Raw genomic sequence first — 26901 nt, 5'->3', positions numbered from 1 at the left:
AAAGTCCCATAATGGAACTTTTGCTTTTAAACTTTCACATCGGATTTACTGGTAAAATGTTTATAAACTCTGAACGATATATACTCTCCTCTTCGTTCAATAATAGGTGAATATCACCATAGTCATTAGATGTACGAATCAATCTTCCAATTCCTTGTTGGAGTCGTAATTGCATAAATGGTAATTCCACTTCTTCGAAAGGATTTTCGGCAAAGGCACGTTTCGCATCAAATAATGGATCTTGAGGTGGGAATGGTAAATCAAATATAATCACACGGGTTAATGCTTCCTCTGGTAAATCTAACCCTTCCCATAAATGGTATGAACATAATGTTTTTACTGTTCCCTCTTGGAAATCACGAATAATAGCCGATAATTCCCGATCACCTTCAAAGGCAACTGTTAACTTTGTCATCATAGACAATTTCGACTTAAAGGACAACATTGACTGTTTTGATTTAAATAATATTAATGTCTTTTGTCCATCCTGTAATAACTTTTCAACTTTCGATACTTTCTCCTCTTGCTTCAAGTCATGTAAATATACTTTCATCACTTCTTCATAATCAAATGGAGAAGGCACGCTAAAGGATTGATATTTTTTAATGCCTAAGCTATACGCAATATAAGAGAAATCTTTATTTACCGATAAAGTAGCCGATGAGAAAACAATCGGTATTTTTTTAGAGAATAATTTCTCTTCCAGAACATCTGTTATTAAACGAGGCATGATGACTAATGTTTCTTCCCCATCGGTTTCCTCTAACCAATCGACCGCATCTCCTTGAGCAATAAAAATACGGATTGCTGCTTCATATTGTTCTAGAAATTCTTCAGCCATATTTAATTCGTATTCTGGAATCATATATAATTCAGATTCAAATACAAACTCTTCTAATAATTTTTCAACATCAACGATTAATTGTTTCCCTAGTTGAAGTAAACGTTCTGACTTTCGAATTGATTTTCTGTCCTCTTCTGATGGTACTACATCGTCTCGTAATTGATCGAAAAATAATTCGTGATCATCTTGTAATTTCTCCATTGCATATAAAGTTTTTTCACGAACACCATCTACCATCAAACGTTCCAATAAGTTGACAATCGTATAACTTTGTACTTTAACCGTCATTGCATTTTGAGCTGCATATTCTAATAAATGTCCCTCATCTAAAACGATCATCGATACTTCAGGTAGCAATGGTAATTGACCTTCCCGTTCCCGTGATTCTTTCGTTGCTAAATGTTCCATTAGAAAATCTTGAGAACAAATAATTAAATCACTAGATTCACGATAATGGGCTCGGTGTAAAGTTTGACCGCATCGGTTTCTCATATCGCAAACTGAACATTGCATAATTGAGTTATAATTAACCTTTTGCCAATCTTCATCACTAACCGATGGATAGTCACTTCTCGCCCCAAAGGGACTCACCGTTAACATAGAACCTTGGGCATACACACCATCAGGAATAGACATGGCAATATCATCGATCCATTCTTCTGTTACTACTTTTTCAGTCTCTTCAAATCTTTTTAAACATAAATATTGATTGCGAGACTTTGCTAACCGAACATCAATCGTTAAACCGAGGTGTTCGGTTAATTTATAAATATCTCCACCCTCTTTAACAAGCTGGTCAATTAAAGTTTCATCTGCACACGCAATTAATGCTGGACGACCAGTATAACGGGCGTAGGAAATTGCCGGTAATAGATAGGCAATCGTTTTACCAGTACCAACACCGGCTTCTGCGAATAAAACATTTTTTTCTTTTAATGCCTGTTCAATTTGATATGCCATAAAAATTTGTTCATCACGACATTCAAATCCTTTTTCAGGCAATTCATCATATAAAACATCTCCCATCCAATCTCCAAGGGAGTCGAAAAAGGAACGATCTTTTGATAATTCAAACGGTAAAGACTGTCTCATTCTTTTATCTCCTTCATACTCACGTCTATTATAAAGACATGGAAACGGAAGGAGTATTTCTCCTTCCGTTCAATTTCCAATTTAATTTACTTTAAATTTTATCACGTTTTGACTTTTGACCCCAGTATTGAAATAAATCCGTACGAATAAATCCATTAAATAATTTACGTTTTTTTGTAGCCTTCTTGCCATAAAGCTCTTCAAAATTTTCCATTGAGGAAAGCATATATACGGACCAAGTTGGATAGTTTTTCATTATTTGTCCTAATGTACGAATAACGTTTTCAATTTCTTCCTTTTCTCCAATACGTTCCCCATACGGTGGATTGGAAATAATAACGCCATCTAACAGTTTTGTTGTAAAATCCGTTGCCTGCATTTGTTTAAACGTAATTAAATCACCAAAGCCTGCCTCAAGCGCATTACTTTGCGCAATCGTTACCATGCGATGATCAATATCCGAACCAATAATTTCGAGAGGTTGATCGTAGTTTGCTAAATCGTCCGCCTCATTTCGAGCATCTTCCCATATTTTTTCTTTCATCCAATTCCATTCTTCTGAAATGAATTCACGATTATAACCAGGTGCAATATTTTGCCCAATCATCGCAGCTTCCAACGGAATTGTACCGGAACCACAAAATAGATCAACAAAAGGTCTACTTGGACTCCATCTGGAAATTTTCACAAGAGCAGCAGCTAACGTTTCTTTTAACGGCGCTTCCCCTTGGGATTGTCTATAGCCACGTTTATGTAGGCCAGCTCCCGATGTATCAATCGTTAAAGTAGCTACATCTTTCAAAATAGAAACTTCAATTTTATATGTCGCTCCCGACTCATCTAAAAAGCCCAATCGCTTATAATGAAATTTCATTCGTTCGACAATTGCTTTTTTCACGATCGATTGGCAATCCGGAACGCTAAATAATTTCGATTTGACCGACTTACCTGATACTGGGAATGCCGCATCAACAGGTAAAAATTTCTCCCATTCAATTGCTTTTGTATTCTCAAATAATTGATCAAATGTGTGGGCTGGGAATTCTGCTACTACAATTTTCACACGGTCTGCTACACGTAACCAAAGATTACATCGAGCAATGGCGGTTTCATCGCCTTCAAAATATACTTTTCCATTTTCCACACGTGTTTCATAGCCTAAATCTTGAACTTCTTGGGCAACAATCGATTCTAACCCCATTGCCGCAGTCGCTACTAATTGAAATTTTGTCATTCTACAATTTCTCCTTGGTGTTGTTATTACGGTTGTGAAAAAAGTTCACGTAAATTGTAATTCTTTTAGTTAAAACAACTTGTTATATGCCAACCTCACCTTCAGAATAAAAGGATATTCTTAAATGAGAAAATTACGTTATTTATTAACTTTTGGGACCGATAATGTAATACGTATTGGAAAAATCAAATTCCATTTTATGTATTTAAACGATACCATTAGCATATTACCCTAAATTTTACTCTCCCATACACTAAAAGAAAAGCTCTCCAATAGGATGGAGAGCCTCTTATGTGAGTAAAAATTCTTAAATACATAATGAATACTTGTTCAAATAATCAATTTCAAGGTGATTTTTGAACAAGTATTTCTTAAATTTCTATCATTTCGCATTTAAATTGAATAGTTATCATAGAAATTCATAAGCCATGTTTTGTTCCCGGGTACTCAAACAGCCGAAGCCTCGTACGAATCGGGTAGTAATCATCTATCTACGAAAGAATACTCTTTCGTCCCTCCATCTGTTCATTTCCTTCAGGAGAGTGCCCCTACCATAATTTGGGTTTCTCACTCGTGGGGTTTACCTCGTTCCACCTTTATTGTTTCCAATAAAGCTACGTCACTGTGGCACTTTCAGGAAGTGTCAACCATATCATAAGACTTAGGTTTTCCTTCCGCCGTCAAGCTATAGCTTGCCTTACCTTATTTTTTCAGTAAGCACGAACACTACGGTCATCTCAGAGCCGTGTGAGCATGGACTTTCCTCTACAATTTAACATTGCAGCGATTACTCGAATTTGACTATGATAAAAGAATTATACTAAAAAATTATCACAAAAACAAGATGTTTAGTAAATTTATTCGTACAACTTACTGCCAAACACATGCTTTTCTAAATTTGAAAGACGTTTTAAAATATCAAAATTTGTATTTCCTGCTGGTGGTTGAACTTGTGATCGGCGAGATGCACTGTTTTCAAGTTCTTCTTTTAAACGTCTATTTTCAGCACGAAGCTCTTCTAGTTCTTCTACAACCTTTTCAAATACGTCATAATCCTCCATAATTTGATCTAAAAATTGATCGACTTGGTCAACACTATAACCTTTCATCGCCTTTTTAAATTCTTTTTCTAATATTATTTTTGAATTTAATTTAATTTCCATTCACATCGCCCTTCCATCCGATACGGTACATGATTCAATTATATCATATGAATATAATAAAAGGGATTCAAAGAAACTGTTTTAACAAAATTAACGGTAACTTTTTGAAAAAATTTGATAGAAGTATACCATAGAAGAAAAATGTCAGATTATGCGCTTACCCGGGAAATTATTTTTAAAATATTCAGGAAATAACTCCCCATTATTCCCATAATTGCTTGTACATTGTTTATAACCAACAATGTTAAAGGACATTCAAATAATGTTCTATTATATTTTACTTTTTAGTTTCTTTTCAACCCTTTGCAATCTTCTTGTCCAATTGATGACATACTTCATTTGTTGATCCTTTTTTATAAAAGATTGGCTCTCTAAAAGTTGCAATCCTTCATTTGTGTAATGTAATGCCCGTTCGTATTCTTTTAATTGATGTTCATATAAAATGGCAAGTTGCTCCAATACTTTTAGCTTTTCTCTATTGTTAACAAATGAAAGTGCTTTTTGAAAAGACTTGATAGCCTCTTCAACCATTCCATTGCGCTTTTGTTGAAAGGCTAAATAATAATGGGCAAGACCAGCCTCTTCTGTTTGATAATTTTCCGTTACAGTCGTTAACACTTGTTCACTTTGTAGAGGTTGTTTTAAATCACCATACCATTTTCCTATGTTTGTATACGTAGTAGCAGACTCTTCCCATTCTCCTTCAAGCAATAGGTTTGTGGAATGGATATAGAGTGTCACTAAAGATAAAAGGTCCCATTCATTGTGATATAGTACCTTCATTAAAGCAGATGCATTTCCGCTTTTGATAGCGTCTGTATAAATAATCGGTGCTAAAAATCCCGGAATGTCACCATTTCTTCTAAATCCGAGTTTTTCTTCCTCGACTTTTGTTAATTTCATTCTTTCCAAATTATTTTTCCATATTCGTTTCGAACTGTGTAATAAATCGATTTGTCGAGGATTTCGTAATTTCGGTAAAACATTTTGGTTTAATGTCCATCTTGTTTCTAATTGGGGCCAATCAAAACTTTTCCCATTATAAGATACAATCGTTTTTGACTGTTGCCAAAATTTAGATTCGAATAAAAACGCTGCTTCATTTGCAGGATCTGCTAATACATACTGGGTAAGGACAAATTGATCCTCTTCTACACTTAATAAGCCTAATAAGAATATGTTTGTCCCTACCCCTTTTAAACCCGTCGTTTCTGTATCAAAAAATAGGACTGGTTCATCTATATGAATAGCATAAGGATGTTCAACAGTCGCCTTCTGCCATTTTTCAACAGCATCAAAAAATAAGCCTAACTTATAAAAACCGTGTTGAAACGTAAAGGGATACGTCACTTCCCTTTTAAATAAAACGCCAAAATCATTTTCAACTAATGCAAGTCCAGCTTTTTGCCATTCATTTATATAGAAAGGTTTTTCTGGTTTTTGAAAAGTAGGTTTATTTTTAGGCTGTTCTTTCTTTTTCCCAAGCATTTGTTTTAATTGCATCATTTTATTTTCGTATGACATGGAGCTCATCCTATTTCATTTAATAAAATTGATAGTATTTTGATGACTTTTTGTTTACTTTCACTAAAGCTATCTTGTGCGCCAATACAAGAAGGACATCCGTTTTGACAAGGACAATTTTGCACATGACCAATCGTTTGCTCAATTATCGGTACTAAAATGTCGTACACCCTTTCGCTTAACCCGATGCCTCCAGGATAACTATCATAGATAAATAGTGTAGGTTTATCATTATGAACGGATTTCACTTGAGGTACAACCGTTAAATCGTTCCGATCGCACTGAATATACAGAGGAATAAAAGACCCAATTGCATAACTAGCGCCAGTTAAAGCATCCGTTAACATTTCCTCTGACCAATTTTCTGGTAAGTTAAAGGACAGCCACGTAGCATTTGTATGCATCTCAAGGGGTGGAATATGAATTTTCCCTGAGCCAATATTTTCGTGGGTTTGGAAACGGATTTTTTTAAAGATTGTTGGAATCGCTAGTAAACTAATATCTCCATAACTAACTGACGCGGTTTTATGCTGACTTGTTTTATCTTCATTTAAAACTTTTAACTCAACAGCTAAATTCGCATCAGTAAAGTAATCCACATCTACTTCACGAACATAGGCTTTTTTCTCTTCCCAGTCGAGCATTTCTACCTGGAATTGTGTTCCTTGGTGAAGATAGATTGCTTCTTCATGTAGAAGGGTCATAGCGCTATACGTATCCATTTCACCGATAACCTTCGTTCCTGCTGGCACCGTTTGATCAATAATGACTACATTTTCTTGGGAAGCAGAGCGCAAACTAATTTCATGGGCTGGGAAACGTTCACTCATCCAATACCAGTTTGAACTAGTTTTCACTAATACACCTTCATCTTGTAAAAACTCAAGTAATTCTTGTACTTCAAATTCCCCGTAGCTATCTGTAATAGAAAATGGTAATTCAAAAGCGGCACATTTTAAATGATCCATTAAAATAAGAATATTATCTGGATTTATTAACGCCTCTTCTGGTGAACTACCTAATAGATAGGTAGGGTTGTTTACGACATATTGGTCTAATGCAGTGGAATTTGCCACATAAATAATTAAAGCCGAATCTTGTCTACGCCCTGCCCGTCCAGCTTGTTGCCACGCACTAGCGATGTTACCCGGATAGCCTGTCATAATACATGCTTGTAATTGTCCGATATCTACCCCCAATTCCAATGCATTTGTACTTACTACAATTTGGATTGTACCGTCCCTTAATCCTTTTTCAATCGCCCTGCGTTCCGTTGGTAAATAGCCTCCACGATAGCCGCGAATAGATTCATCTTGAATTTTATTTTTCGTTAAACTTTTTAAATAAGTTACGAGCATTTCGACTCGAACTCTGGATTTGGCAAAAACAATTGTTTGAATACCTGCTTCAAATAATCTGGTCGCCAAATCACGGACTTCTAATACACTGCTTCGTCTAACACCAAAGGTCGGATGCACAATTGGAGGATTATAAAATAAAAATGTTTTTTTACCGACTGGTGCACCAGATTTGGCGATTAGTTCATGATTGGTATTTGTTAATTTTTCAGCCAATTCTTTCGGATTTTTAATCGTAGCGGATGTACAAATAAAAATTGGGTCACTTCCATAAAAAGCACAAATACGTTTTAAACGTCGGATAACATGGGCTACATGACTTCCAAATACCCCTTTATATGTATGTAACTCATCAATGACAATATACTTTAAGTTTTCAAATAAGGAGACCCATTTCGTATGATGGGGTAAAATTCCCGAATGTAACATATCAGGGTTTGTCATAACAATATGGCCTGCTTTTCTAATTTTTTGTCGAATTGCAGGTGCTGTATCACCATCGTACGTATAACTTAAAATTTCCTCTTCCATATCCTCGATTAAATCATTTAAATCGGCCTTCTGATCTTGAGCTAATGCCTTTGTAGGAAATAAATAAATGGCCCTACTCGATTGATCTTCTAAAATTTTTTGCAAAACTGGTAAATGATAGCAAAGTGATTTTCCAGAGGCAGTTGGTGTAACAGCAGTAAAGGATTTACCATTGACTGCATAATCAAAGGCTTCCCGCTGGTGAGTATATAATTGCTCTATTCCTCTTTTATTTAATGCTTTTTTTATAGAGGGATGAAGTTCGTTCGGAAATTTGGAATAACGTGCCGGAGTTGCTTCAATTGTTTGCCAATGGACGATATTTTGTTTTAATTGTTCGTCATATTGCCATTCGATTAATAAATCATCGATCGTCCGTTTTTTACTAAACATCCTTTTCACTCTCCCCTTCTAAATAACGTAAAAAGAAAGATAACGTGTAATGGACGGATTGGACAGACTGGATAAATCGTTTTTTACTTGTCTCCTTATAAAAAGATTGTACGACAAATTGATTCATTGCATCGACAACGTTTTGTATTTGCGACTCATGCATATATTTCGGTCTGTTTTCTTTAATCCAATTTAACGCATTTTGTTGCCACTCTATTAATAAAGATTGTATGTTATCTGCAAAAGGTTTTACTTCTTCAAAAAATTGAGGTGTTGCGTCAAGTTCCCGCTGTTTATAAAAACGGTTTATTGACGCATCACACTCGTATATTAACTGTTTCGTTTGTTCGATTAATTCCATTTTTAGTACCCTCTTAAGATTCCTATTTTGTTTCTTAAGTGTACCAAAAACTAAGCTAATTCTCTAGCAATAGGGGAACAAGTATTCTTTACATGATAATGCTTTTCTGCTAAGCTTACTTTTTGATAAGTGCTTCCTAGTTGAGAGAAAAATTGGTTATGAATGTATGCCCGTTCGTTTTCAATTTTAGCTGTCATCATTTGGTCGATGTAGTCAATTTGCGAAATGAGTAGTTGAATTCTATTCATTGTCATTCCTCCTTTGACAAATAGAATTCATTGAAAGCATTCAAAACCCTTTCCACTTGTCAAAACTAGACATAGGTTGCTAAAACAACATATTTTTCGATATAAAGTTTCTCTTAAACTTTATCGTAAATTTATTTAGCATCTATTTCTCCATAAACTATTTCATATAATAGTAAAAGTCTAGTCATATATTGATTATAGTTACCTCCGATAGTCTATCCTAATAGAAGAGGTACTTAGCTTAACTTTGATAAAATTATGTTAAACTTGTTGGTAGAAATGATCTTTCAAAAAGGAGTGCTTTTCGTGATACATTATCCAAATGGCAAACTATATCAGCCGAGTGAACCCCTTTCGAAACCGGCAAAACCAGTTAAAAAAAAGGAGCTTTCATTTAGTAATCGCGGAAAAACTCTTGAAGATGAAATTAATGAAACGAATACCTACTATTTAAATCAACAAATTGCAATCATTCATAAGAAACCTGTTCCGGTTCAAATCGTCAAAGTAGAGTACCCGTCACGGAGTGCAGCAGTTATTCGTGAAGCCTACTTTCGAACGCCATCTACAACTGATTACAACGGTGTTTGGAACGGATATTATATAGATTTTGAAGCGAAGGAAACCGAGAGTAAAACGTCCTTTCCTTTAAAAAACGTCCATCAACATCAAGTTCTGCATATGAAAGATGTGACAAATCAAAAAGGAATTGCCTTTACTATCGTAAAATTTTCAACTTTAGATCGTTATTTCGTGGTTCCTTTTTCTGTACTTCATGATGCTTGGAGGCAAATGGAAAAAGGTGGGAGAAAATCTATACCATTATCAATATTCGAAACACAAACTATTGAAATTAGGCCTGGATATAATCCACGAATAGATTACTTATCCGCAATAAAAAAACTGATTACAAACGAAGAATAATAGATTGTTAAAGCGAGGAGATTATTTTGACTGAGAAAAGACGCACTCGTGAAGAGTTAAAACGAGAACGCGAACTACAAAAGAAAAAACAAAAAAAACCAGCAAGTTCTTGGATAAAACGAATTATCATTACAATTCTTATCATTGGTGTTGTCGGATTATTAGGTGGTGCTGGGTTATTTGCCTATTATGCTAGTTCAGCTCCCGAGTTGGATGAAGAACTTTTAAAAGATCCGATTTCTTCCGAGTTTTATGATAAGAATGGTGAGCTATTTGCAAAAATTGGTGCAGAAGACCGTAAATATGTAGAATACGATGATATTCCTCAAGAAATGATTGACGCTATTTTAGCAACCGAAGACTCACGATTCTTTGACCATTTCGGTCTTGATATATGGCGTTTAGGTAGTGCCGTCATTGCAAACGTTACGCAAGGTTTCGGTGCACAAGGGGCAAGTACGATTACCCAACAAGTTGTAAAAAATTCATTTTTAAGTAATGACAAAAAGTTAAAACGTAAAGCACAGGAAGCATGGCTTGCGATTCAACTAGAAAAACATTATTCAAAAGAAGAGATTTTTGAAATGTACTTTAACAAAGTACTTATGTCTGGAAGGGTTTATGGATTTGGAACTGCTGCTGAATATTTCTTTGGTAAAGAATTAGATGAATTAGAATTGGATGAAATGGCTTTACTTGCAGGTATCCCTCAAAGTCCGAACAATTATAATCCATTCAAAAATCCTGACCGAGCGAAAGCACGACGGGATTTAGTACTTGATTTAATGGTTCAACACGAAAAAATTACAGAAGAACAAGCTGCTGAAGCGAAAAAAGTTGAAATTGCTTCCCGCGTTTTACCGGAAGAAGAACGTCAAACTGTAACAGGCACAAAATATGATGCCTTCTTAGATGTTGTATTAGAAGAACTTGAAGAAAACGGAGATGGAGAAGCATTAGCTGAAGGAATAAAAGTTTATACTACTCTTGACCCTAATGCTCAATCGGTTGTAGAAAATATTATGAACGATTCTGAAAACTTCCCTACTGAGGATATTCAATCTGGTGTATCTGTTATTGATACAAAAACGGGTGAGATTCGTGCAATTGGTGGCGGAAGAAATTACGGAGCAGAGAGAGGTTGGAACTATGCAGATGATTTAAAAGATCGTCAACCAGGTTCAACAATGAAACCTTTACTTGATTACGGTCCTGCCATTGAAAACTTAAAATGGTCAACTGGTCAAACGATTGTGGATGAAAAAATGACTTATTCTAATTCAGATAAAGTCATTACGAACTGGGATAATAAATATTTGGGCACAATGACCGTACGTGAAGCATTATACCAATCACGTAACGTACCAGCCGTTAAAACATTACAAGAGGTTGGAACAGATGCAGCAAAAGAATTTATTAGTAAATTAGGTATCGAAACTGAAGATGTATATGAGTCTGATGCAATTGGTGGCGGAGCGATTTATATGTCCCCTATCCAAATGGCTGCTGCCTATGCTGCATTTGGTAATAATGGTATTTATAACGAACCAACTACGATTAAAGAAGTTGAGTACCGTGACGGTTCAAAAAAATCTTATAAATCACAACCAGAAGTGGCGATGAGCGACTATACAGCCTATATGGTAACAGATATTTTACGCGATGTCTTAAGTGATAAACCGGGAGCTTCAGGTTCCGCTGCTGCAGTACCTGGATTAGATATTGCAGGTAAAACGGGTACAACCAATTACTCCCCTGAAGACTTTGATAAATTCAATTTACCAAGTAGCAGTGTACCTGATTCATGGTTTGCAGGCTATACAACAAATTATTCAATAGCCATTTGGAGTGGTTACTCTCAACGTTCCGAACCGATTACTACTTGGGATGAACGTCGTTTACCACAAAGATTGTTTAAATCAATTATGAGCCAAATATCTGATGATGTTGAAACATCAGACTTTAAAAAGCCAAATTCTGTTGTAGAAGCAACAATTGAAGTCGGAACAAATCCATTACAATTAGCAAGTGAATATACACCAAATGAATTACGAAGAACAGAATTGTTTGTTAAAGGGACTGAACCATCTCAAGTATCAGAGAAATACGAAGAGATTGAATTAGATGCCCCTACTAAATTACAAGCGAAGTACAATGAAGAAGGAAGTACTGTTGACTTAACTTGGGACTTTAAAGCGCCTAAAGGGAATGAAGATTTGGATGTTTCCTTTGAAGTATCGATGACTGTTGATCAAGAACAACCTGTAGTCGTGAATACAACGTCCGATAAACAATTACAAATTCCGAATATCGAACCTGGACGTAATTACACATTCTCTGTAGTCGCCGTTTCTGATGATATCCGAAGTGAACCAGCAACCGTTTCAATTTTCATTGAAAATAAAATAGAAGAACCGGAAGTTGAAAAACCAGAAAACCCGAATAATGGAAATAACGGGGATGGAAATGAAAACAACGGGAATGGTAGTGGAAATGGGAATGGTAACGGGAATGGTAATGGTAACGGTAATGGTAATGGTAACGGAGACGATGGTAATTTAGATGACTGGTTTGGACCAGGAGAAGATGGTGAAAACAACGGGGATAATGGCGGAGAAGACGTCAGTGAGGATGGTAATGGCGAAATAGAAGCTCCTACTGTACCGACTGACCCGACTGAAACACCAGAATAATAAAAAGGAACATCAATCAGATGAAAATGATTGATGTTCCTTTTTTCTTATGATTTAATTCTTAGACGAGCTAATCGCTTCTTTAATTCTTTAAATAATTCATCCAATTGACGGTAGCAAGCATATTGACCTGGTCTTGCTTTAATAAACAAAAGCCGTTCCATTCCGTTGATTGGAAGAACTTCATACTCTTCCTTTTCATCCAATGTTGGTTCACTACTTTGTGAGCTGTTCAATACACAAGCTTCAAATAGCACAATTCCTTTATCCATTAATGATTTCGCTTCGCCACTACGTTGATCGTGGGCTTGATGAATAAGCTGACTTAGTTCCTCCCATTGTGCAAAATAAGGTTCAACCTTCTCCTTTTGAATTGCTTCAGGTCTTACTTTAATCAACGTTTTTCACCAAACCTTTTTTCAAACGTTTCTGCCCTTCTCTACAAATGTCTAATAACGGGCACGTATGACATTGGGGATTTTGAGCTTTACAATGATAACGACCAAAGAAAATTAACTGATGATGGGTTTTAGACCAATTTTCCTTTGGTGTTTTTTTCATTATCGTTTCTTCAACTTCCAACACCGTATCTTTTAAACGACATAACCCTAAACGTTTCGAAACACGTTCTACATGTGTATCTACTGCAAGGGCTGGTATATTAAACGCAACTGACAAAACAACATTTGCAGTTTTACGTCCAACACCGGGTAATGTAACGAGTTGTTCACGACTTTGTGGAATTTCTCCATTAAAATCGGTAATTACTTTTTCACATAAAGCTTGAATATTTTTAGCTTTATTACGATAGAGACCAATCGAACGGATATCATTTTGTAATTCTTCCAATGGTACAGCTAAATAATCTTCAGCCGTTTTATACTTTTGAAATAAAGTCTTCGTTACTTTATTGACAAGTACATCTGTACATTGGGCTGACAATAATGTAGCAATTGTTAACTCAAACGGGTTATCGTGTACGAGCTCACAATGTGCATCTGGAAACATTTCGTCCATCACGTTTAAACAATGCTCCCACTGTTTTTTCGTAAGCATAATGTACCCCCTATTCTCTTTCTTCTAACCAGTTATAAAAGGAAACTTTATTTTGATTTTCTTGCGTCGTCGACTTTTGCTTTTGTTGCACGACGGTTGTTTTTTGATGAAATTGTTCTGTATGATTTTCAACTTGTTTGAGTGAAGTAATATTTTTCTTTTTCCATTCAAATAAAATCCGATCAATATATCGTAAGGAAAGTTTTCCAGCTAGAACTGCTTCTTTTAATGCTGCTTTAATAATTGCTGGGGAGTGACGATCTGCGTCTAACCACATCGAAATCGTTTCAATTTCCATTGGTGATAGAAGGCGCCCAAATTCTTGTTCAAATACTGAAAAAATTTCCCCTTCTTCATTTTTCACTTTTTGAGATTCTTTCTGCATCGCTTGTGATTCGATATAATCCAAAATTCTTTCCCATAATGGGAAAACCGAATATTTTTCAAATAATCTTCCACTGCCATCGATTCCTTGGCTAATTTCTAAAAAGCCCTTTTGTAAAAGACGCTGCAGTTTTAATGAAATATCATTTTCGTTAACATGAAAACGTTTCGCAATATCCGTTGGGGTTGGAAAATCATTGCCCTCAGAGTGAAAAGCTAATAAATGCAATAAAAGTAATGCTTCATCATCAGTTATCTTTAAATCTTTATAGTGTTGAAAAAAAAATTGAGGAACTGTTACATTCCCCTGCTCTGTCCACGTACGGAGTCGCTGTCCTTTATCGTTCATAAGAAGACTCCTTTCTATTCTTATAGTAAGGAAAGCGCCCGTATATACGGACGCTTTTTATGTTAGGAAAAAATCTTCCTTATTTATTATGGATATAAACGATTTAAAAGTCTTGGGAATGGAATACATTCACGTACGTGTTCTGCACCACTAATCCACGCTACAGTTCGTTCTAATCCTAAACCAAAACCGGAGTGTGGTACAGACCCTTGTTTACGTAAATCTAAATACCAAGCATAGGCAGATTCATCTAAGTTATGTTCTGCAATGCGTTGTTTTAACAATTCATAATCATGAATACGTTCAGATCCACCAATAATTTCACCGTAACCTTCTGGTGCAATTAAGTCTGCACATAATACAACATCATCTCTTTCAGGATGGGGCTGCATATAGAATGGTTTAATTCCTACTGGGTAGCAAGTGATAAATACTGGTTTATCGAAATGCTCGGCTATTGCCGTTTCATGAGGTGCTCCAAAGTCATCTCCCCATTGGATATCTGTAAATCCTTGTTCATGTAGGAACTTAATCGCATCATCATAAGTAATGCGTGGGAATGGTGCTTGAATGTTTTCCAATTTAGAAGTATCGCGTCCTAATCGTTCTAATTCCAATTTGCAATTTTCAAGTACGGATTGAACAATATAAGATACATATTGTTCTTGTACTTCTAGATTTTCTTCAAATTCAACAAATGCCATTTCCGGCTCAATCATCCAGAACTCAATTAAATGACGGCGAGTTTTGGACTTTTCTGCACGGAATGTAGGACCGAAGGAGAATACTTTTCCTAAAGCCATAGCCGCTGCTTCCATATACAATTGACCAGATTGAGAAAGATACGCATCTTCATCAAAGTACTTTGTATGGAATAGTTCTGACGTTCCTTCAGGAGCAGAACCTGTTAAAATAGGCGGATCGATTTTAACGAAACCGTTGTTATTGAAAAATTCATATGTAGCTCGGATAACTTCATTACGAATTTTCATGATGGCATGTTGTTTTCGTGAACGTAGCCATAAATGACGATTGTCCATTAAAAATTCGACACCATGTTCTTTTGGTGTAATAGGATAATCCACTGCAGCATGAATCACTTCAATATCCGTTACGGCAAGTTCACATCCAAAACTAGAACGAGTATCTTCCTTAACTTGTCCAGTAATATACATAGATGTTTCTTGAGTTAAACCTTTTGCTGTCGCAAATAGTTCTTCCCCTACTTCCTCTTTTACGATAACTCCTTGAACAAAGCCTGAGCCGTCACGTAATTGTAGAAAGGCAATTTTTCCACTTGAACGTTTGTTCGATAACCAAACGCCTAATTTTACAGTTTCGCCAATATGATTTGGCATGTCTTGAATCATAATTTTCTTCATATTGTTCCTCCACAAAGGACTAATTTTATCAAATTGTCGTTTCGTACTTCCAACTTGTTTACAAAATTAGTCTTGCCATTTTGATTTTACGAAATGATCGATACGTCGAACTGCTTCTTCAAGTAACTCTAAAGAAGTTGCATAACTTAAACGTACAGTTGTTGGTACGCCGAAACCTGAACCAGGTACTACGGCAACATTCGCTTCAGTTAGAAGTGCAGTCGCGAATTCATCTACGGACCCGTATCCAGTTTTTTCAGCTGCTTTTGCTACATCTGGTAAGAAGTAAAATGCACCTTGGGGCTTCACTACACGGAAACCAGGAATCGCATTTAATTTCGGATAGATTGTTTCTAATCGTGTTTCAAATGCTTTTCTCATTTCTTCAACGGAATCTTGTGAGCCATTATAAGCCTCAATTGTTGCATATTGAGAAGTAGTAGTTGGATTCGATGTTGAATGGGATGCCAAATCAGCCATCGAATTAATAATTTGAGCATTTCCAGCAGCATATCCAATTCTCCACCCAGTCATAGAATGGGATTTCGCTACCCCATTGATGACAATCGTGCGTGACTTCACTTCCTCAGAAAGTTGGGCAATTGAAAAATGTTCAAGTCCATTGTATAGAAGTTTTTCATAAATTTCATCCGATACGATTATAATATCTTTTTCCACTGCAACTGCAGCTAATTGTGCTAATTCTTCACGAGTATAAACCATACCAGAAGGATTGCTTGGTGAATTAATGATGACGGCTTTTGTTTTGTCAGTTATTGCTTCACGTAATTGAGATGCTGTAATTTTATAATTTTGTTCACTAGTACTTTCAACGTAAACCGGTACTCCACCCGCTAATTTCACTTGTTCAGGATAAGATACCCAATATGGAATTGGAATAATGACTTCATCGCCTTCATTCAAGATGACTTGGAATAAAGTATAAAGAACATGTTTTGCCCCAACACCAACAAGAATCTCATTCGGTTTGTATTCTAAATTGTTGTCTCGTGCTAATTTTTCAATGATTGCTTGTTTTAACGCAGGAAGTCCACCAGCTGGAGTATATTTCGTATGTCCGTCATACATCGATTTTGCAGCGGCATCCAGAATATTCTTTGGTGTATTAAAGTCAGGTTCTCCTGCTCCTAACCCAATTACATCAATTCCTTGTGCTTTTAATTCTTTTGCCTTTGCCGTAATCGCTAAAGTTGCTGATGGTGTTAAAGTTTTTACACGATTGGCTAATAATTCTTTCATCAAAAATCTTCTCCTCTACAAGTTCAAAATACGTTTCCACCATTGTCCGTCTTCAAATAAAATGTAGACATAGTTCAGTTTGTCTGAGTTGTTTTTATAAGTAATTTCCCAAACTGGACCAACTTCTTCATAGCCCAATTTTGTATGAAGGATTTCTTTTACTTCCTCTTCTTTACTTAAAACAGACAACGCTTGCTTTTCAGTAATACCATCTTTTAAATTTACTTCCTGAATTGCTTTCTCTTCTAAATTGATTGGAACAAATAGTGCCTTTTTGTTACCGTCCTTATCTTCACCGAATACGGTAACGTATGGTTTATTACCATTATAAACATATGAGTCCGATACAGCAGCTAGTGAGTCAGAAGATAATGCCAATTCTTCTGCTTTCGTTTCAATTTCATCAAATGGTGCATCAGATTTCCAAATTACGAGAACCGAAATGACAAGTGCCAAAGATAGAATAAAAACGGAAATGAAAATTATCCAGTTCTTCATCGGATCACCTTCGAAATTTGTACAGTTTTATTATTCATTTTTGTCAACCTGCTTTCTTTTCCCATCTTTGTTATTATACCAATGTTCTATCTCTAAAACCATATCTTGTAGAGGTAGTTTATTAACAGAAATTTGCGGTAATGCACGTAAAAATTCTACTCCATACGATTTTGTGTCAATTCTTCTATCTAACACAACAAATACGCCCTTATCTTGCGACGCTCTTATTAATCTACCGAAACCTTGTTTAAATCGTAATATCGCTTCCGGCAATGATAATTCAGTAAAAGCATTTCGACCTTGTTGTTGTAGACTAATCGATTTCGCTTTAAAAGTTGGTTCCTCTGGTGCTGAAAAAGGTAAGCGGACAATAACAACGGACGATAGACCATCCCCTGGAACATCTACACCTTCCCAAAAGCTATTTGTTCCAAATAACACCGAATGGCTGAACTTTTGGAACGACTTTAATAAGCGCATACGGCTACCACTTGTTACGCCTTGGGCAAACAGCATATAGTCATAGAGCAATTCACTTTCTTGAATTAGCTCTACCGTCTTTTTTAACATATCTTGTGATGTGAAAAGAACAAAACATCTTCCTTCTGTAGCTCGGACAATTCTCGTAATAGCTAGAGCTACCGATTCAATATAATCCGTTTGGGACACCGATTGAATATCTGGCATATCGTTTACAACATATGCTTTTGCCCCTTTATAATAAGAGGCTGGTGCCTGCAAAACGATCATTGGTACCCTTTCATCAATTCCTAATTGATTCGCAATAAAACGTTCGTTTTTTGGAACAGTTAAAGTTCCAGAAGTCCAAATAACAGCAGAAGTCTTTCGTATAGACTCAAATAATTGTTGAATGGTTGCAGTTATACTAATAGGTTTTTTGAGCACACGAATACTACCAGGTAAATTTCTTCGATCAATTTCAATCCAAGCCGTATAATCGTTATCAGTTTGTAGGAAAATTTCATCCCATTCCGTTGCCTTCATTTTATATTCGCGAACGAAAAAGTCCCACTGCTCTAATATTAATTGATGTTCTGGAGCAATTTGTTCGATATCCTTTTTGAACATGACAGATATTTGCTCAGCTAAATCAACCCAACCTTGCAAGGCAATCGAAAAGTTATTCATCGTTTCACGATTTGTTAAGATATTGTGTACAAAGGCAATTTGTTTTGATTCAAACTTGGAAGGTAATGACGTTTTTTGCATATGATATAGAATTTCTTGTATTGTTTTATCAAATAATTCAACCATCTGCATAAATTTCTTCTCTAATTGTTGGAAATAAGTTAACGGAACCCTTTGTTTTTTCAATGCAATTTTTTGAAAGATAGAAAATAACTGATGATCAGAAGCATAACCGATTTGACCAAATAAATATTTCCAATTCGTATAGGAAAAGATTGCTTGATCCCGTTGTACAGCAGCTTGCACAAATTGATGGGCTTCATCGATTATCCAAGCATCAATTTGATTAAAAACTGGTTCATGACGTACAAGATCTGCTAATAACATCGAATGGTTTGTAATAATTAAATCTGCATGTTCGCTTTCTTGAATCGCTCGATCATAATAATCAAAAAGCTGTTTTTTCTTTCCATATTCTGCATTTTTACGAATTTTATCGATGAACAGTTGACCTCCACCGGAACAATTTAATTCGGATAAATCTCCTGTTTCGGTCTTTGATAACCATACAAGTACTTGAAGGGTTGTTAATGTTTCGTCGTAAGATAAATCATTACTTTTCATTAATTGTTCAAACACAACAACATCTACATAATTTCTCCGCCCCTTTAATAACGTTACGTTAATTGGACAGCCTAGAATTTTTTCTACCTTTGGAATTTCACTGCTTAATAATTGTTCAAGTAAGTAGGTCGTGTACGTACTAATACATACTTTTCGATTGTTTTGTTTAGCATAGATGATTGAAGGAATTAAATAACCAATCGTTTTCCCAATACCTGTTGATGCTTCAATCATCACTTCAGATTTGTTATTTAAATGTTCCCAAATGATATCCATCATTTGATATTGTTTCGGTCGTTCTTCAAAATGCGACAGCGCTTTTTTAAATAATGTACTTTTTTCCGCGCTCGTGGCAGGAAAATCAATTTGATGGCGTATCTTCTTATTAGTGGCGTACGGTTTCTTTAAAGCCAATTTTTTATAATAAATAAAGTCATCTTCGTTCGAGACAGTACTTCGACTGATTTGCAATGCTTCAAAAAACAATTGGGATAAATTCGATTTTAATCGAAAGGACTTTTTATGCATTTGTTCTAAAGTCGAAAGAGGCAAAACTAAAAGTTCTTCCCAACATGTTTTTAACAGAAAGGCACATGCCTTAGCATCATCATCTGCCCGATGTGCATTAGTTAAAGGAATATTTAATTCTGCTGCTAAATCTCCTAGTTTGTAGCTTAAAGCCGAGGGAAATAAAATTTTTGCCAGCTCAACCGTATCAATTTTCTTTCCATTCCATTTCGGCAATCCGACTCGTTTAAACTCCCCTTGTAAAAAGGAAAGATCAAAATCGGTATTATGGGCAACAAAAATAGCATCTTGTATCAATTCATATATCGTATCTGCATGAGCCTCAAAAGGTAATGCATCTTTTACGTCATCATCTGTTATGTTTGTTAAATCTTGAATAAATAGTGGGATTGACTTCCCAGGATGAATGAATGATGTAAAAGTCTTCTCAATACACCAATCTTTCATAATGACAATTGCTATTTGAATCATTCGGTCCCCATTTGCTTGGGAATGTCCAGTTGTCTCGATATCAACAATTGCATATTTCTGACTTTCCATCATTTTCTCAACTCACAATTTAAATAATTATAAGCGAATTTTATCATATGTACTGTCAACCGGTCATGTTATTGTAATACAGAAACGAAAAAAATCTCAAAAGTCACATGGACCTTTGAGACAAATTGTTCATTTTTATCTTTTATTGGAAATGAAAAAGAGCAGGGGCTCATCTCCCTGCTCATAAAAACAAAGTACTCCGACAAATCCGTGTCGTAATGAGTACTTTGGTTGTAAAGTATATACTTTACTAGGTTTGGCACCTTCTATATATATTATATGATATTAAAGAGAATAACAAGTAAAATTTTATTTTATTGTCGCTTCTGGTTCATAGGAAATCATTTCTTTTATCGTATTATTATCGCCCATAATCGCCACTGTTGGCTGGTGATCCTTTGCTTCTTCATTTGTCACATAAACATAAGAAATGATAATGACAATATCACCCTTTTGAACGAGTCTTGCGGCTGCTCCGTTCACGCAAATAACCCCGCTTCCACGCTCTCCTGCAATAATATAAGTTTCAAAACGGGCTCCGTTATTATTATTCACTACATGAACCTTTTCATTTGGAAGCATGCCAACCGCATCAAGAATGTCCTCGTCAATTGTAATAGAGCCGACATAATTCAAATCTGCTTGTGTTACTTGTGCCCGATGGATTTTACTATTCATCATCATTCTAAACATTTGCTGTTTCCCCTTCTATAGAAAAAATAATATTGTCAATGAGTCTTGTTTTACCAATATAGACAGCTGTAGCTAGTAAAAACTGCTTTGTGTCTTCAGTAACTGGCTGTAAATCTGGATAAGATAATAGCTCTAAGTAATCGATTTCCCCGGTTGTTTTACTTAAAATGTATGCTTTAGCTTCATCTAAGGCCATTTTCACATGATAAGAAGAAAGAAATGTTTCTTTTGCTATTTGCAATGCTTCATAAATAGCTCGTGCTTCTTCCCTCTCTAATTTTGATAAATAAACATTACGAGAAGATTTCGCCAATCCGTCTTCTTCCCTTACAATTGGAACAGTCCGAATTTCTAAAGGAAAATTATAATCCCTTACTAACGTTTGAACGATCGCGACTTGTTGGGCATCCTTTTGTCCAAAGTATGCTCGATTTGGTTCTGCTAAATGGAACAACTTCGTTACAACTTGCAGTACACCATCAAAATGCCCTGGTCGGGATGCTCCACATAAAATTTCCGATTGTCTACCAGCATGGATAGAAATCCCTCCATTTGTCGGATACATTTCTTCTACCGACGGAGCAAAAATGACATCCACACTAGCTGACTCTGCTAATCTTTTATCGCGTTCTAAATCTCTAGGATAAGATAGAAAATCTTCGTTTGGACCAAATTGGGTTGGATTAACAAAAATGCTCATAACGACAAAATCATTTTCTTTTCTAGCTTCTTTTGCCAAAGTTAGATGGCCTTCATGCAAGTAACCCATTGTTGGTACAAGACCAATCGTTTTTCCTTCCCCTTTTACCCGACTCACAATGGATTTTAACTGGACAATTTTCGTTACAACTTCCATTACTTGACGCCCCCATAAATTTGCGATAATTCTTCTTCCTTCATCGTAAAACTATGGGCAACGGTCGGAAACGAACCTTCTTTTACAGCTTTTTTATAGCCTTTTATTCCTTTTTCGACTTCATCCCCTACGAAGGCAAAACTTTCAACAAATTTAGGAATATGATGTTTTCCATAACGTAATAAATCATGATGAACGAGCACTTGACCGTCAGCAGTTGGACCTGCTCCAATACCAATCGTAGGAATGCTTAATTCCTTTGAAACTTCCTCTGTTAATTGATAAGGGATACATTCAAGAACAACCGCACATGCACCAGCAGCCTCGCATTCTTTCGCTTCTTTCATTAATTTTAACGCCTGTTCCGCTGATTTCCCTTGTACTTTATAGCCGCCAAGTACGCCTACAAGTTGAGGTTGCAATCCTAAATGGGCAACTACTGGTATCCCTACACTTGTTAATTTCCCAATAGCTTTGGCTACGTCACCAGCGCCCTCTAGCTTTAATGCATCTGCTCCCGTTTCTTGCATCATTCTCACGGCTGTTTTTAACGTTTCATTTACATCACCATGGTAAGAACCAAAGGGCATATCGACTACAACAAAGGTATTTGGAGCACCTCGTCGCACCGCCTTTGCATGATGAATCATATCTTCCACTGTCACAGGAATGGTAGAATCATAACCGAGAACAACCATCCCTAAAGAGTCACCAACTAAAATCATATCGACTTCAGCTTCTTCTGAAAATTTGGCAGATGGGTAGTCATACGCCGTAATCATCACAATTTTTTCACCTTGTGACTTCATCTTCAAAAAATCATTTGTACTTTTCATTACTTTTTCTCCTCCTTTTTTAAAAGAAGAAAACAAGTCGAAAAACACTTTTGAACGCCATTAATGACGATACGATGTTTTTCTTATGCTGATAATTGAGTCAACGAATCTTTTATCAACATAAAAATATCCTTCTGTCTAAAAATGGACAGAAGGATAGCGTTATCGATCAAATACATCTACTTCAGATGCATTTTTTATACTGATTTGTGTGAATTTATACCTAAATCAGTATAATTCAATAATTCAACGCATTGTTTTCTTCCGTCCCTGTCTTTCCAGATCAAGGCAGATCATTTTTAGTATTTAAACATGTTTTAAGGTACAGTTCTATATCGATACTGTCCTTACCGCTACTATAACAAGTTTTGACGAAAAGGTATAGCAAAAATTCCATTTGTAAGAAAAATAAAACCCTCATTCATAGTTGAAGTAATCCACTACAAATAAGGGTAAAATTTTTTATGGAGAAGGAAAACATTCTCTTTAAAAAGGTTATTTTAATTCAATGTCTGCTGAATAAACGTTTTTAATTTCCCCGTTATCCAATTGAATTTCTAATACACCCGATTCCGTAATACCAATCGCTTTACCTTCAATAACTTCTGTTAACGTTGTTGCTCTAATTCTTTTACCGATTGTTCCAGAAGCTTCTTCCCATAATAGTTTAATTGGGGCAAATCCATCTTTCACATAAAGGTCACAATACTTCTCTAAATAATTTAATATAGTTCCAACAAGTTCAGCCCGGTTCAAAGGTTTCTTTTCTTCAATTCTCAAAGATGTGGCGATTGGATGAAGCTCCTCCGGAAAATCAGAAAGTTCTTGATTTACATTAATGCCCATCCCTATTAAAAGGCATTGAACTCGATCCATTTCAGCAATCATTTCCGTTAATATTCCTGTACATTTACGTCCATTGATTAAAATATCATTTGGCCATTTAATATAAGGACTAAATTGATGACAAAGGGATTTCATCGCATTGACAATGGAAACTGCAGCCACCAATGTAAACTGGGGAGCTTGATGAGGTAAAATATCTGGACGAATAATAATCGTCATCCAAATCCCTTTTCCTTTCGTCGACTCCCAAGGACGGCTCATTCGCCCTTTCCCCATTGTTTGCGTCTCTGCGATTACTAATGTTCCATCCTTTGCCCCATTCCGCGCTAATTCATAGGCAATTGTTTGGGTTGACGTACATTCTTCTAAATAATGAATCGTTTGACCGAAGCGTTCAGTCTTTAAAAACGCTGTTACTCTTGGTGCTTCCACTTTGTCTGGCTTTGTCATTAAAACGTATCCTTTTTTCTTTATCGTTTCAAATGTATAGCCTTCCTCTTGTAACGTCTGTAAATGTTTCCATATTGCCGTTCGAGAAATACCTAAATCATCTGCTAATCGTTGCCCACTAATGGGCTCACCATTAGCAGATAAAAAACGTTTTAATATTTCATCTTTCATCGATAAAGTCATTTAAGAACCATTCCTTCAGTTTCTCTTCTTCATTTTCCACATATCTATTTAAAACCGCTATTAGTGCTGCATCAAGTGCCACTTTAATCCATGGTCCTCTTTTTTTATCGGTCCAATTGATAAGATGGTTTCCGTTGATTGCCAGTTCATCCACTTTTTGAATTGGCAAGTTTTCTTTTACTTTTGCAATATCCTCTTTTGAAAAGGGAACGGAATGATGTTGCCATATAGCGAAATCGTAGGCAGTTTCTAAAACTAATAGTTCATTTGAAAAATAATCCATTAATGTCCACTTTTGTAACAATGCGTCATATAAATTTAAAACATCTCGAATAAATGTTTTTTCTTTTTTCGACAATCGGTAAAAATCAAAAATATGTTGAATGTCCTTTCGATTTAACAAACACAAATAAGCCCAACCAACTTCCGGCTTATTCGATCGAAATTCCTTCCAACTTTTCAGTTGATTTTTAAAATCTCCAACTAAATAGGGGGCTAATTTACTTACAACGAGCCATTTTAATCCTTCATATACATAGTCACTTTTCCATATTTTTGCCATTTCCATTGTAATTCGTTCTTTGGCAATAAAATCAATTAAATCACTATCAATTTGAATTGCTTTTAATGTTTTTTCCTCAATCGTAAATCCGAGTTGAGCGCTAAATCGAATCGCTCTTAACATTCTCAAAGCATCTTCTCGAAATCGTACATTCGGATCTCCTACTGCTCGAATAACTTTCTTTTCAATATCCTCTTGACCGCCGAATAAATCAATAATCGTACCATTTTTTAATATGGCCATTGCATTAATGGTAAAGTCGCGTCGTTCGAGATCCTCTTGTAAAGTACGTACAAATGTTACTTCTTCTGGTCTTCTGTAGTCTGTGTATGTACCTTCAGTACGAAATGTAGTTACTTCAACAGGTTGCCCTTCATCTAGAACTAAAACCGTACCATGATCAATTCCAACATCAACGGTAGATGAAAAAATTTCCTTTACTTCAGAAGGTAATGCACTTGTTGCCACATCTACATCATTAACACTTTTATTTAGTAAGTAGTCTCGTACGGCTCCACCTACAATGACCGCATCAAATCCAGCCTTCTCAATTTTGTCAATGACCTTTAAAGCAACAAGCCATTCCTCACTTTTTTTCATACTCTTAGTGCCACCAATCGTTCATATAATTGTTCATAATGATCAATAATCGGTTTAGCTAAAAATTTTGTTTGTACCGTATTAATTGCTGCTTGACGGAACTTAATCAGCTCTTCTTCGTCTTGTAATAACTCGATTGCATACTGGGCAGCTTGGTGAACGTCCCCTAGTTCTACAAGGTAACCATTTTCTCCATGGTCGATTACTTCTGGAATTCCACCAATATTCGTGCCAATACCAGGTACACCACAAGCCATTGCTTCTAAAAGAACTAAACCAAAGGATTCTTTTTCAGACATTAATAATTTTAAATCACTAATACCAAATAACTCTGCAACATTTTCTTGTTTTCCTAAAAATAAAACATCTTGTTTATAAGGTGATAACTTCACTAAATCCATCACCCGTTGTTTTTCCGGTCCATCACCAACAAGAAGTAACTTTGCAGGCATTTGTTCACGTACTTTATAAAATACATTGACGATATCTGGTAAGTTTTTAATTTTCCGGAAGTTAGATACATGTATCATAACCCGTTCATCTGGCCGAATGCCAAATTGTTCTTTTAAATGACTTGAATCAATAGGTTTAAATACCGATTCATCGACAAAATTATAAACAGTTTCAATTTCTTTTGTCGAATCAATTAATTCATAAGTTTGTTCTTTTAACGAATTTGAAACAGCCGTTACAATGTCGGATTTATTAATACCGTATCGAATCGCTTGTGCCATGGTCGAATCTTGACCTAAAACAGAAATGTCAGTTCCATGTAATGTTGTTACAATTCCTATATTTTCACCGCTCATTTCACGGGCTAGAACTGCACATACGGCATGGGGTATCGCATAATGAACGTGCAATACATCTAACTTTTCCTCTTTTATAACATCGGCCATTTTACTCGCTAAAGCTATGTCATATGGAGAATATTGAAATACTGAATAATTACTCACTTCTACCTCATGGAAAAATACGTTCGGATAAATTTTCTTCAGTCGAAATGGCACACTGGAAGTAATGAAATGAATTTCATGACCTCTTTCTGCAAGCATTTTACCTAGTTCTGTTGCAAGTACACCCGAACCTCCAACTGTTGGATAACATGTAATACCAATTTTTAATTTTCTCATCCGACGTTCATCCTCTCTAACCAAAATATTTAATTACTTTAATCTAAAACAAATTAATTAATCAAATATGAGTAGATTCATTAATGCGCATCATTGTTCGTTTCATAAACATAGAGTCGCATCCGCCAGAAGTTCACTATATATTCAGCTAATTAACAACCATTTTAAAGATAAATTTTAGAATCAGTAACTTAATATGAATTTATTTACGTCTCTCTTGAATTAATCGCCAATCTACAAAGCCTTCTTGTAATCCTTTTAGTAAAATTTCAGCTGTTCCCATATTCGTTGCTAACGGAATGTGGTAAACATCACATAAACGTACAAGAGCCGTCACATCTGGTTCATGGGGCTGTGCAGTTAAAGGATCTCGGAAAAAAAATACCATATCCATATCATTATTAGCAATCATCGCACCAATTTGTTGATCGCCTCCTAATGGACCTGAACGAAATCTTGTCACTTTTAAACCAACTTCATCATGAATTCGCTGTCCCGTTGTCCCAGTTGCAAAAAGGTCATGATGTTGTAATATCTCTTTATATGCAATAGCAAACTCAACTAGACTATCTTTTTTTCGATCGTGCGCAATAAGGGCAATTTTCAT

Annotated in this window: 23 protein-coding genes and 1 other RNA gene; 2 read left to right on the top strand and 22 right to left on the bottom strand. The window is 35.8% G+C overall.

Going from position 1 to position 26901, the window contains the following annotated elements; genetic code table 11:
- Positions 1–34: 34 nt before the first annotated feature.
- The 8 genes from EC501_RS03695 to EC501_RS03660 all read right to left on the bottom strand — a co-directional run bounded on the left by EC501_RS03695 (position 35) and on the right by EC501_RS03660 (position 8748).
- A complete protein-coding gene (locus EC501_RS03695; RefSeq protein ID WP_122970943.1) occupies positions 35–1936 on the bottom strand; it encodes an ATP-dependent DNA helicase in 1902 nt (633 codons plus the stop codon).
- Between the two features lie 91 nt (positions 1937–2027).
- A complete protein-coding gene (locus EC501_RS03690) occupies positions 2028–3170 on the bottom strand; it encodes a THUMP domain-containing class I SAM-dependent RNA methyltransferase (protein WP_122970942.1) in 1143 nt (380 codons plus the stop codon).
- A gap of 418 nt (positions 3171–3588) precedes the next feature.
- An RNA gene (rnpB, locus tag EC501_RS03685) (RNase P RNA component class B) lies at positions 3589–3969 on the bottom strand.
- A 58-nt stretch (positions 3970–4027) separates the two neighbouring features.
- Positions 4028–4333 (bottom strand): cell division regulator GpsB, encoded by a 306-nt coding sequence (gene gpsB / locus EC501_RS03680; RefSeq protein WP_122970941.1) that lies wholly within the window; start codon positions 4331–4333, stop codon positions 4028–4030.
- 270 nt (positions 4334–4603) lie between these two features.
- A complete protein-coding gene (locus EC501_RS03675) occupies positions 4604–5857 on the bottom strand; it encodes a ribonuclease H-like domain-containing protein (protein ID WP_122970940.1) in 1254 nt (417 codons plus the stop codon).
- A 5-nt stretch (positions 5858–5862) separates the two neighbouring features.
- A complete protein-coding gene (locus EC501_RS03670) occupies positions 5863–8139 on the bottom strand; it encodes a DEAD/DEAH box helicase (protein WP_122970939.1) in 2277 nt (758 codons plus the stop codon).
- A complete protein-coding gene (locus tag EC501_RS03665) occupies positions 8132–8500 on the bottom strand; it encodes a YppE family protein (protein WP_122970938.1) in 369 nt (122 codons plus the stop codon). The genes EC501_RS03670 and EC501_RS03665 overlap by 8 nt, the downstream gene beginning before the upstream one ends.
- A gap of 50 nt (positions 8501–8550) precedes the next feature.
- Positions 8551–8748: an endonuclease gene (locus tag EC501_RS03660; RefSeq protein ID WP_122970937.1), complete on the bottom strand. Its 198-nt coding sequence runs from the start codon at positions 8746–8748 to the stop codon at positions 8551–8553.
- Positions 8749–9027: 279 nt separating this feature from the next.
- Here EC501_RS03660 and recU point away from each other — a divergent pair, with 279 nt between their 5' ends.
- Together recU and EC501_RS03650 are read left to right on the top strand one after the other, a co-directional pair.
- Entirely contained in the window at positions 9028–9672 is a 645-nt protein-coding gene (gene recU / locus EC501_RS03655) for a Holliday junction resolvase RecU (RefSeq protein ID WP_122970993.1), read from the top strand.
- A 26-nt stretch (positions 9673–9698) separates the two neighbouring features.
- Positions 9699–12365, top strand: a complete 2667-nt coding sequence (locus EC501_RS03650) for a penicillin-binding protein 1A (protein ID WP_122970936.1) — start codon at positions 9699–9701, stop codon at positions 12363–12365.
- 47 nt (positions 12366–12412) lie between these two features.
- Here the strand turns inward: EC501_RS03650 and EC501_RS03645 are convergent, their stop codons facing one another.
- The 14 genes from EC501_RS03645 to mgsA form a co-directional block, all read right to left on the bottom strand.
- Positions 12413–12763, bottom strand: coding sequence for a YpoC family protein (locus EC501_RS03645; protein ID WP_122970935.1), 351 nt, complete (start codon positions 12761–12763; stop codon positions 12413–12415).
- Positions 12756–13421 carry an endonuclease III gene (gene nth / locus EC501_RS03640; RefSeq protein WP_122970934.1) on the bottom strand — a complete coding sequence of 222 codons (666 nt, stop codon included), beginning with the start codon at positions 13419–13421 and terminating at the stop codon, positions 12756–12758. Before nth ends, EC501_RS03645 begins: the two co-directional genes overlap by 8 nt.
- A gap of 10 nt (positions 13422–13431) precedes the next feature.
- Positions 13432–14154: a DnaD domain-containing protein gene (locus tag EC501_RS03635; protein ID WP_122970933.1), complete on the bottom strand. Its 723-nt coding sequence runs from the start codon at positions 14152–14154 to the stop codon at positions 13432–13434.
- An 86-nt stretch (positions 14155–14240) separates the two neighbouring features.
- On the bottom strand, positions 14241–15536 hold the full coding sequence (asnS, locus tag EC501_RS03630) for an asparagine--tRNA ligase (RefSeq protein WP_122970932.1): 1296 nt from the start codon (positions 15534–15536) through the stop codon (positions 14241–14243).
- 66 nt (positions 15537–15602) lie between these two features.
- Positions 15603–16796, bottom strand: a complete 1194-nt coding sequence (locus EC501_RS03625; protein WP_122970931.1) for a pyridoxal phosphate-dependent aminotransferase — start codon at positions 16794–16796, stop codon at positions 15603–15605.
- A gap of 15 nt (positions 16797–16811) precedes the next feature.
- Positions 16812–17294 carry a cell wall elongation regulator TseB-like domain-containing protein gene (locus tag EC501_RS03620; protein ID WP_122970930.1) on the bottom strand — a complete coding sequence of 161 codons (483 nt, stop codon included), beginning with the start codon at positions 17292–17294 and terminating at the stop codon, positions 16812–16814.
- 30 nt (positions 17295–17324) lie between these two features.
- Positions 17325–20138 (bottom strand): ATP-dependent DNA helicase DinG, encoded by a 2814-nt coding sequence (gene dinG / locus EC501_RS03615; RefSeq protein ID WP_122970929.1) that lies wholly within the window; start codon positions 20136–20138, stop codon positions 17325–17327.
- A 306-nt stretch (positions 20139–20444) separates the two neighbouring features.
- Positions 20445–20828: an aspartate 1-decarboxylase gene (gene panD, locus EC501_RS03610; RefSeq protein ID WP_122970928.1), complete on the bottom strand. Its 384-nt coding sequence runs from the start codon at positions 20826–20828 to the stop codon at positions 20445–20447.
- Positions 20821–21684: a pantoate--beta-alanine ligase gene (panC, locus tag EC501_RS03605; protein ID WP_122970927.1), complete on the bottom strand. Its 864-nt coding sequence runs from the start codon at positions 21682–21684 to the stop codon at positions 20821–20823. The genes panD and panC overlap by 8 nt, the downstream gene beginning before the upstream one ends.
- Positions 21684–22520 (bottom strand): 3-methyl-2-oxobutanoate hydroxymethyltransferase, encoded by an 837-nt coding sequence (gene panB, locus EC501_RS03600; protein WP_122970926.1) that lies wholly within the window; start codon positions 22518–22520, stop codon positions 21684–21686. The genes panC and panB overlap by 1 nt, the downstream gene beginning before the upstream one ends.
- Positions 22521–23015: 495 nt before the next feature.
- Positions 23016–23999, bottom strand: a complete 984-nt coding sequence (locus EC501_RS03595; RefSeq protein ID WP_122970925.1) for a biotin--[acetyl-CoA-carboxylase] ligase — start codon at positions 23997–23999, stop codon at positions 23016–23018.
- Positions 23977–25161: a CCA tRNA nucleotidyltransferase gene (locus tag EC501_RS03590; protein ID WP_122970924.1), complete on the bottom strand. Its 1185-nt coding sequence runs from the start codon at positions 25159–25161 to the stop codon at positions 23977–23979. Before EC501_RS03590 ends, EC501_RS03595 begins: the two co-directional genes overlap by 23 nt.
- Positions 25158–26294: an N-acetyl-alpha-D-glucosaminyl L-malate synthase BshA gene (gene bshA, locus EC501_RS03585; protein WP_122970923.1), complete on the bottom strand. Its 1137-nt coding sequence runs from the start codon at positions 26292–26294 to the stop codon at positions 25158–25160. The genes EC501_RS03590 and bshA overlap by 4 nt, the downstream gene beginning before the upstream one ends.
- Positions 26295–26496: 202 nt before the next feature.
- Positions 26497–26901, bottom strand: coding sequence for a methylglyoxal synthase (gene mgsA, locus EC501_RS03580; RefSeq protein WP_122970922.1), 405 nt, complete (start codon positions 26899–26901; stop codon positions 26497–26499).

It is taken from the genome of Lysinibacillus halotolerans (genome assembly GCF_003711845.1).
In the GTDB taxonomy this organism is placed as follows: Bacteria; Bacillota; Bacilli; order Bacillales_A; family Planococcaceae; genus Ureibacillus; species Ureibacillus halotolerans.
The sequence above is the reverse complement of the archived record's forward strand: the minus strand, read 5'-3'. Positions and strand labels throughout refer to the sequence as shown.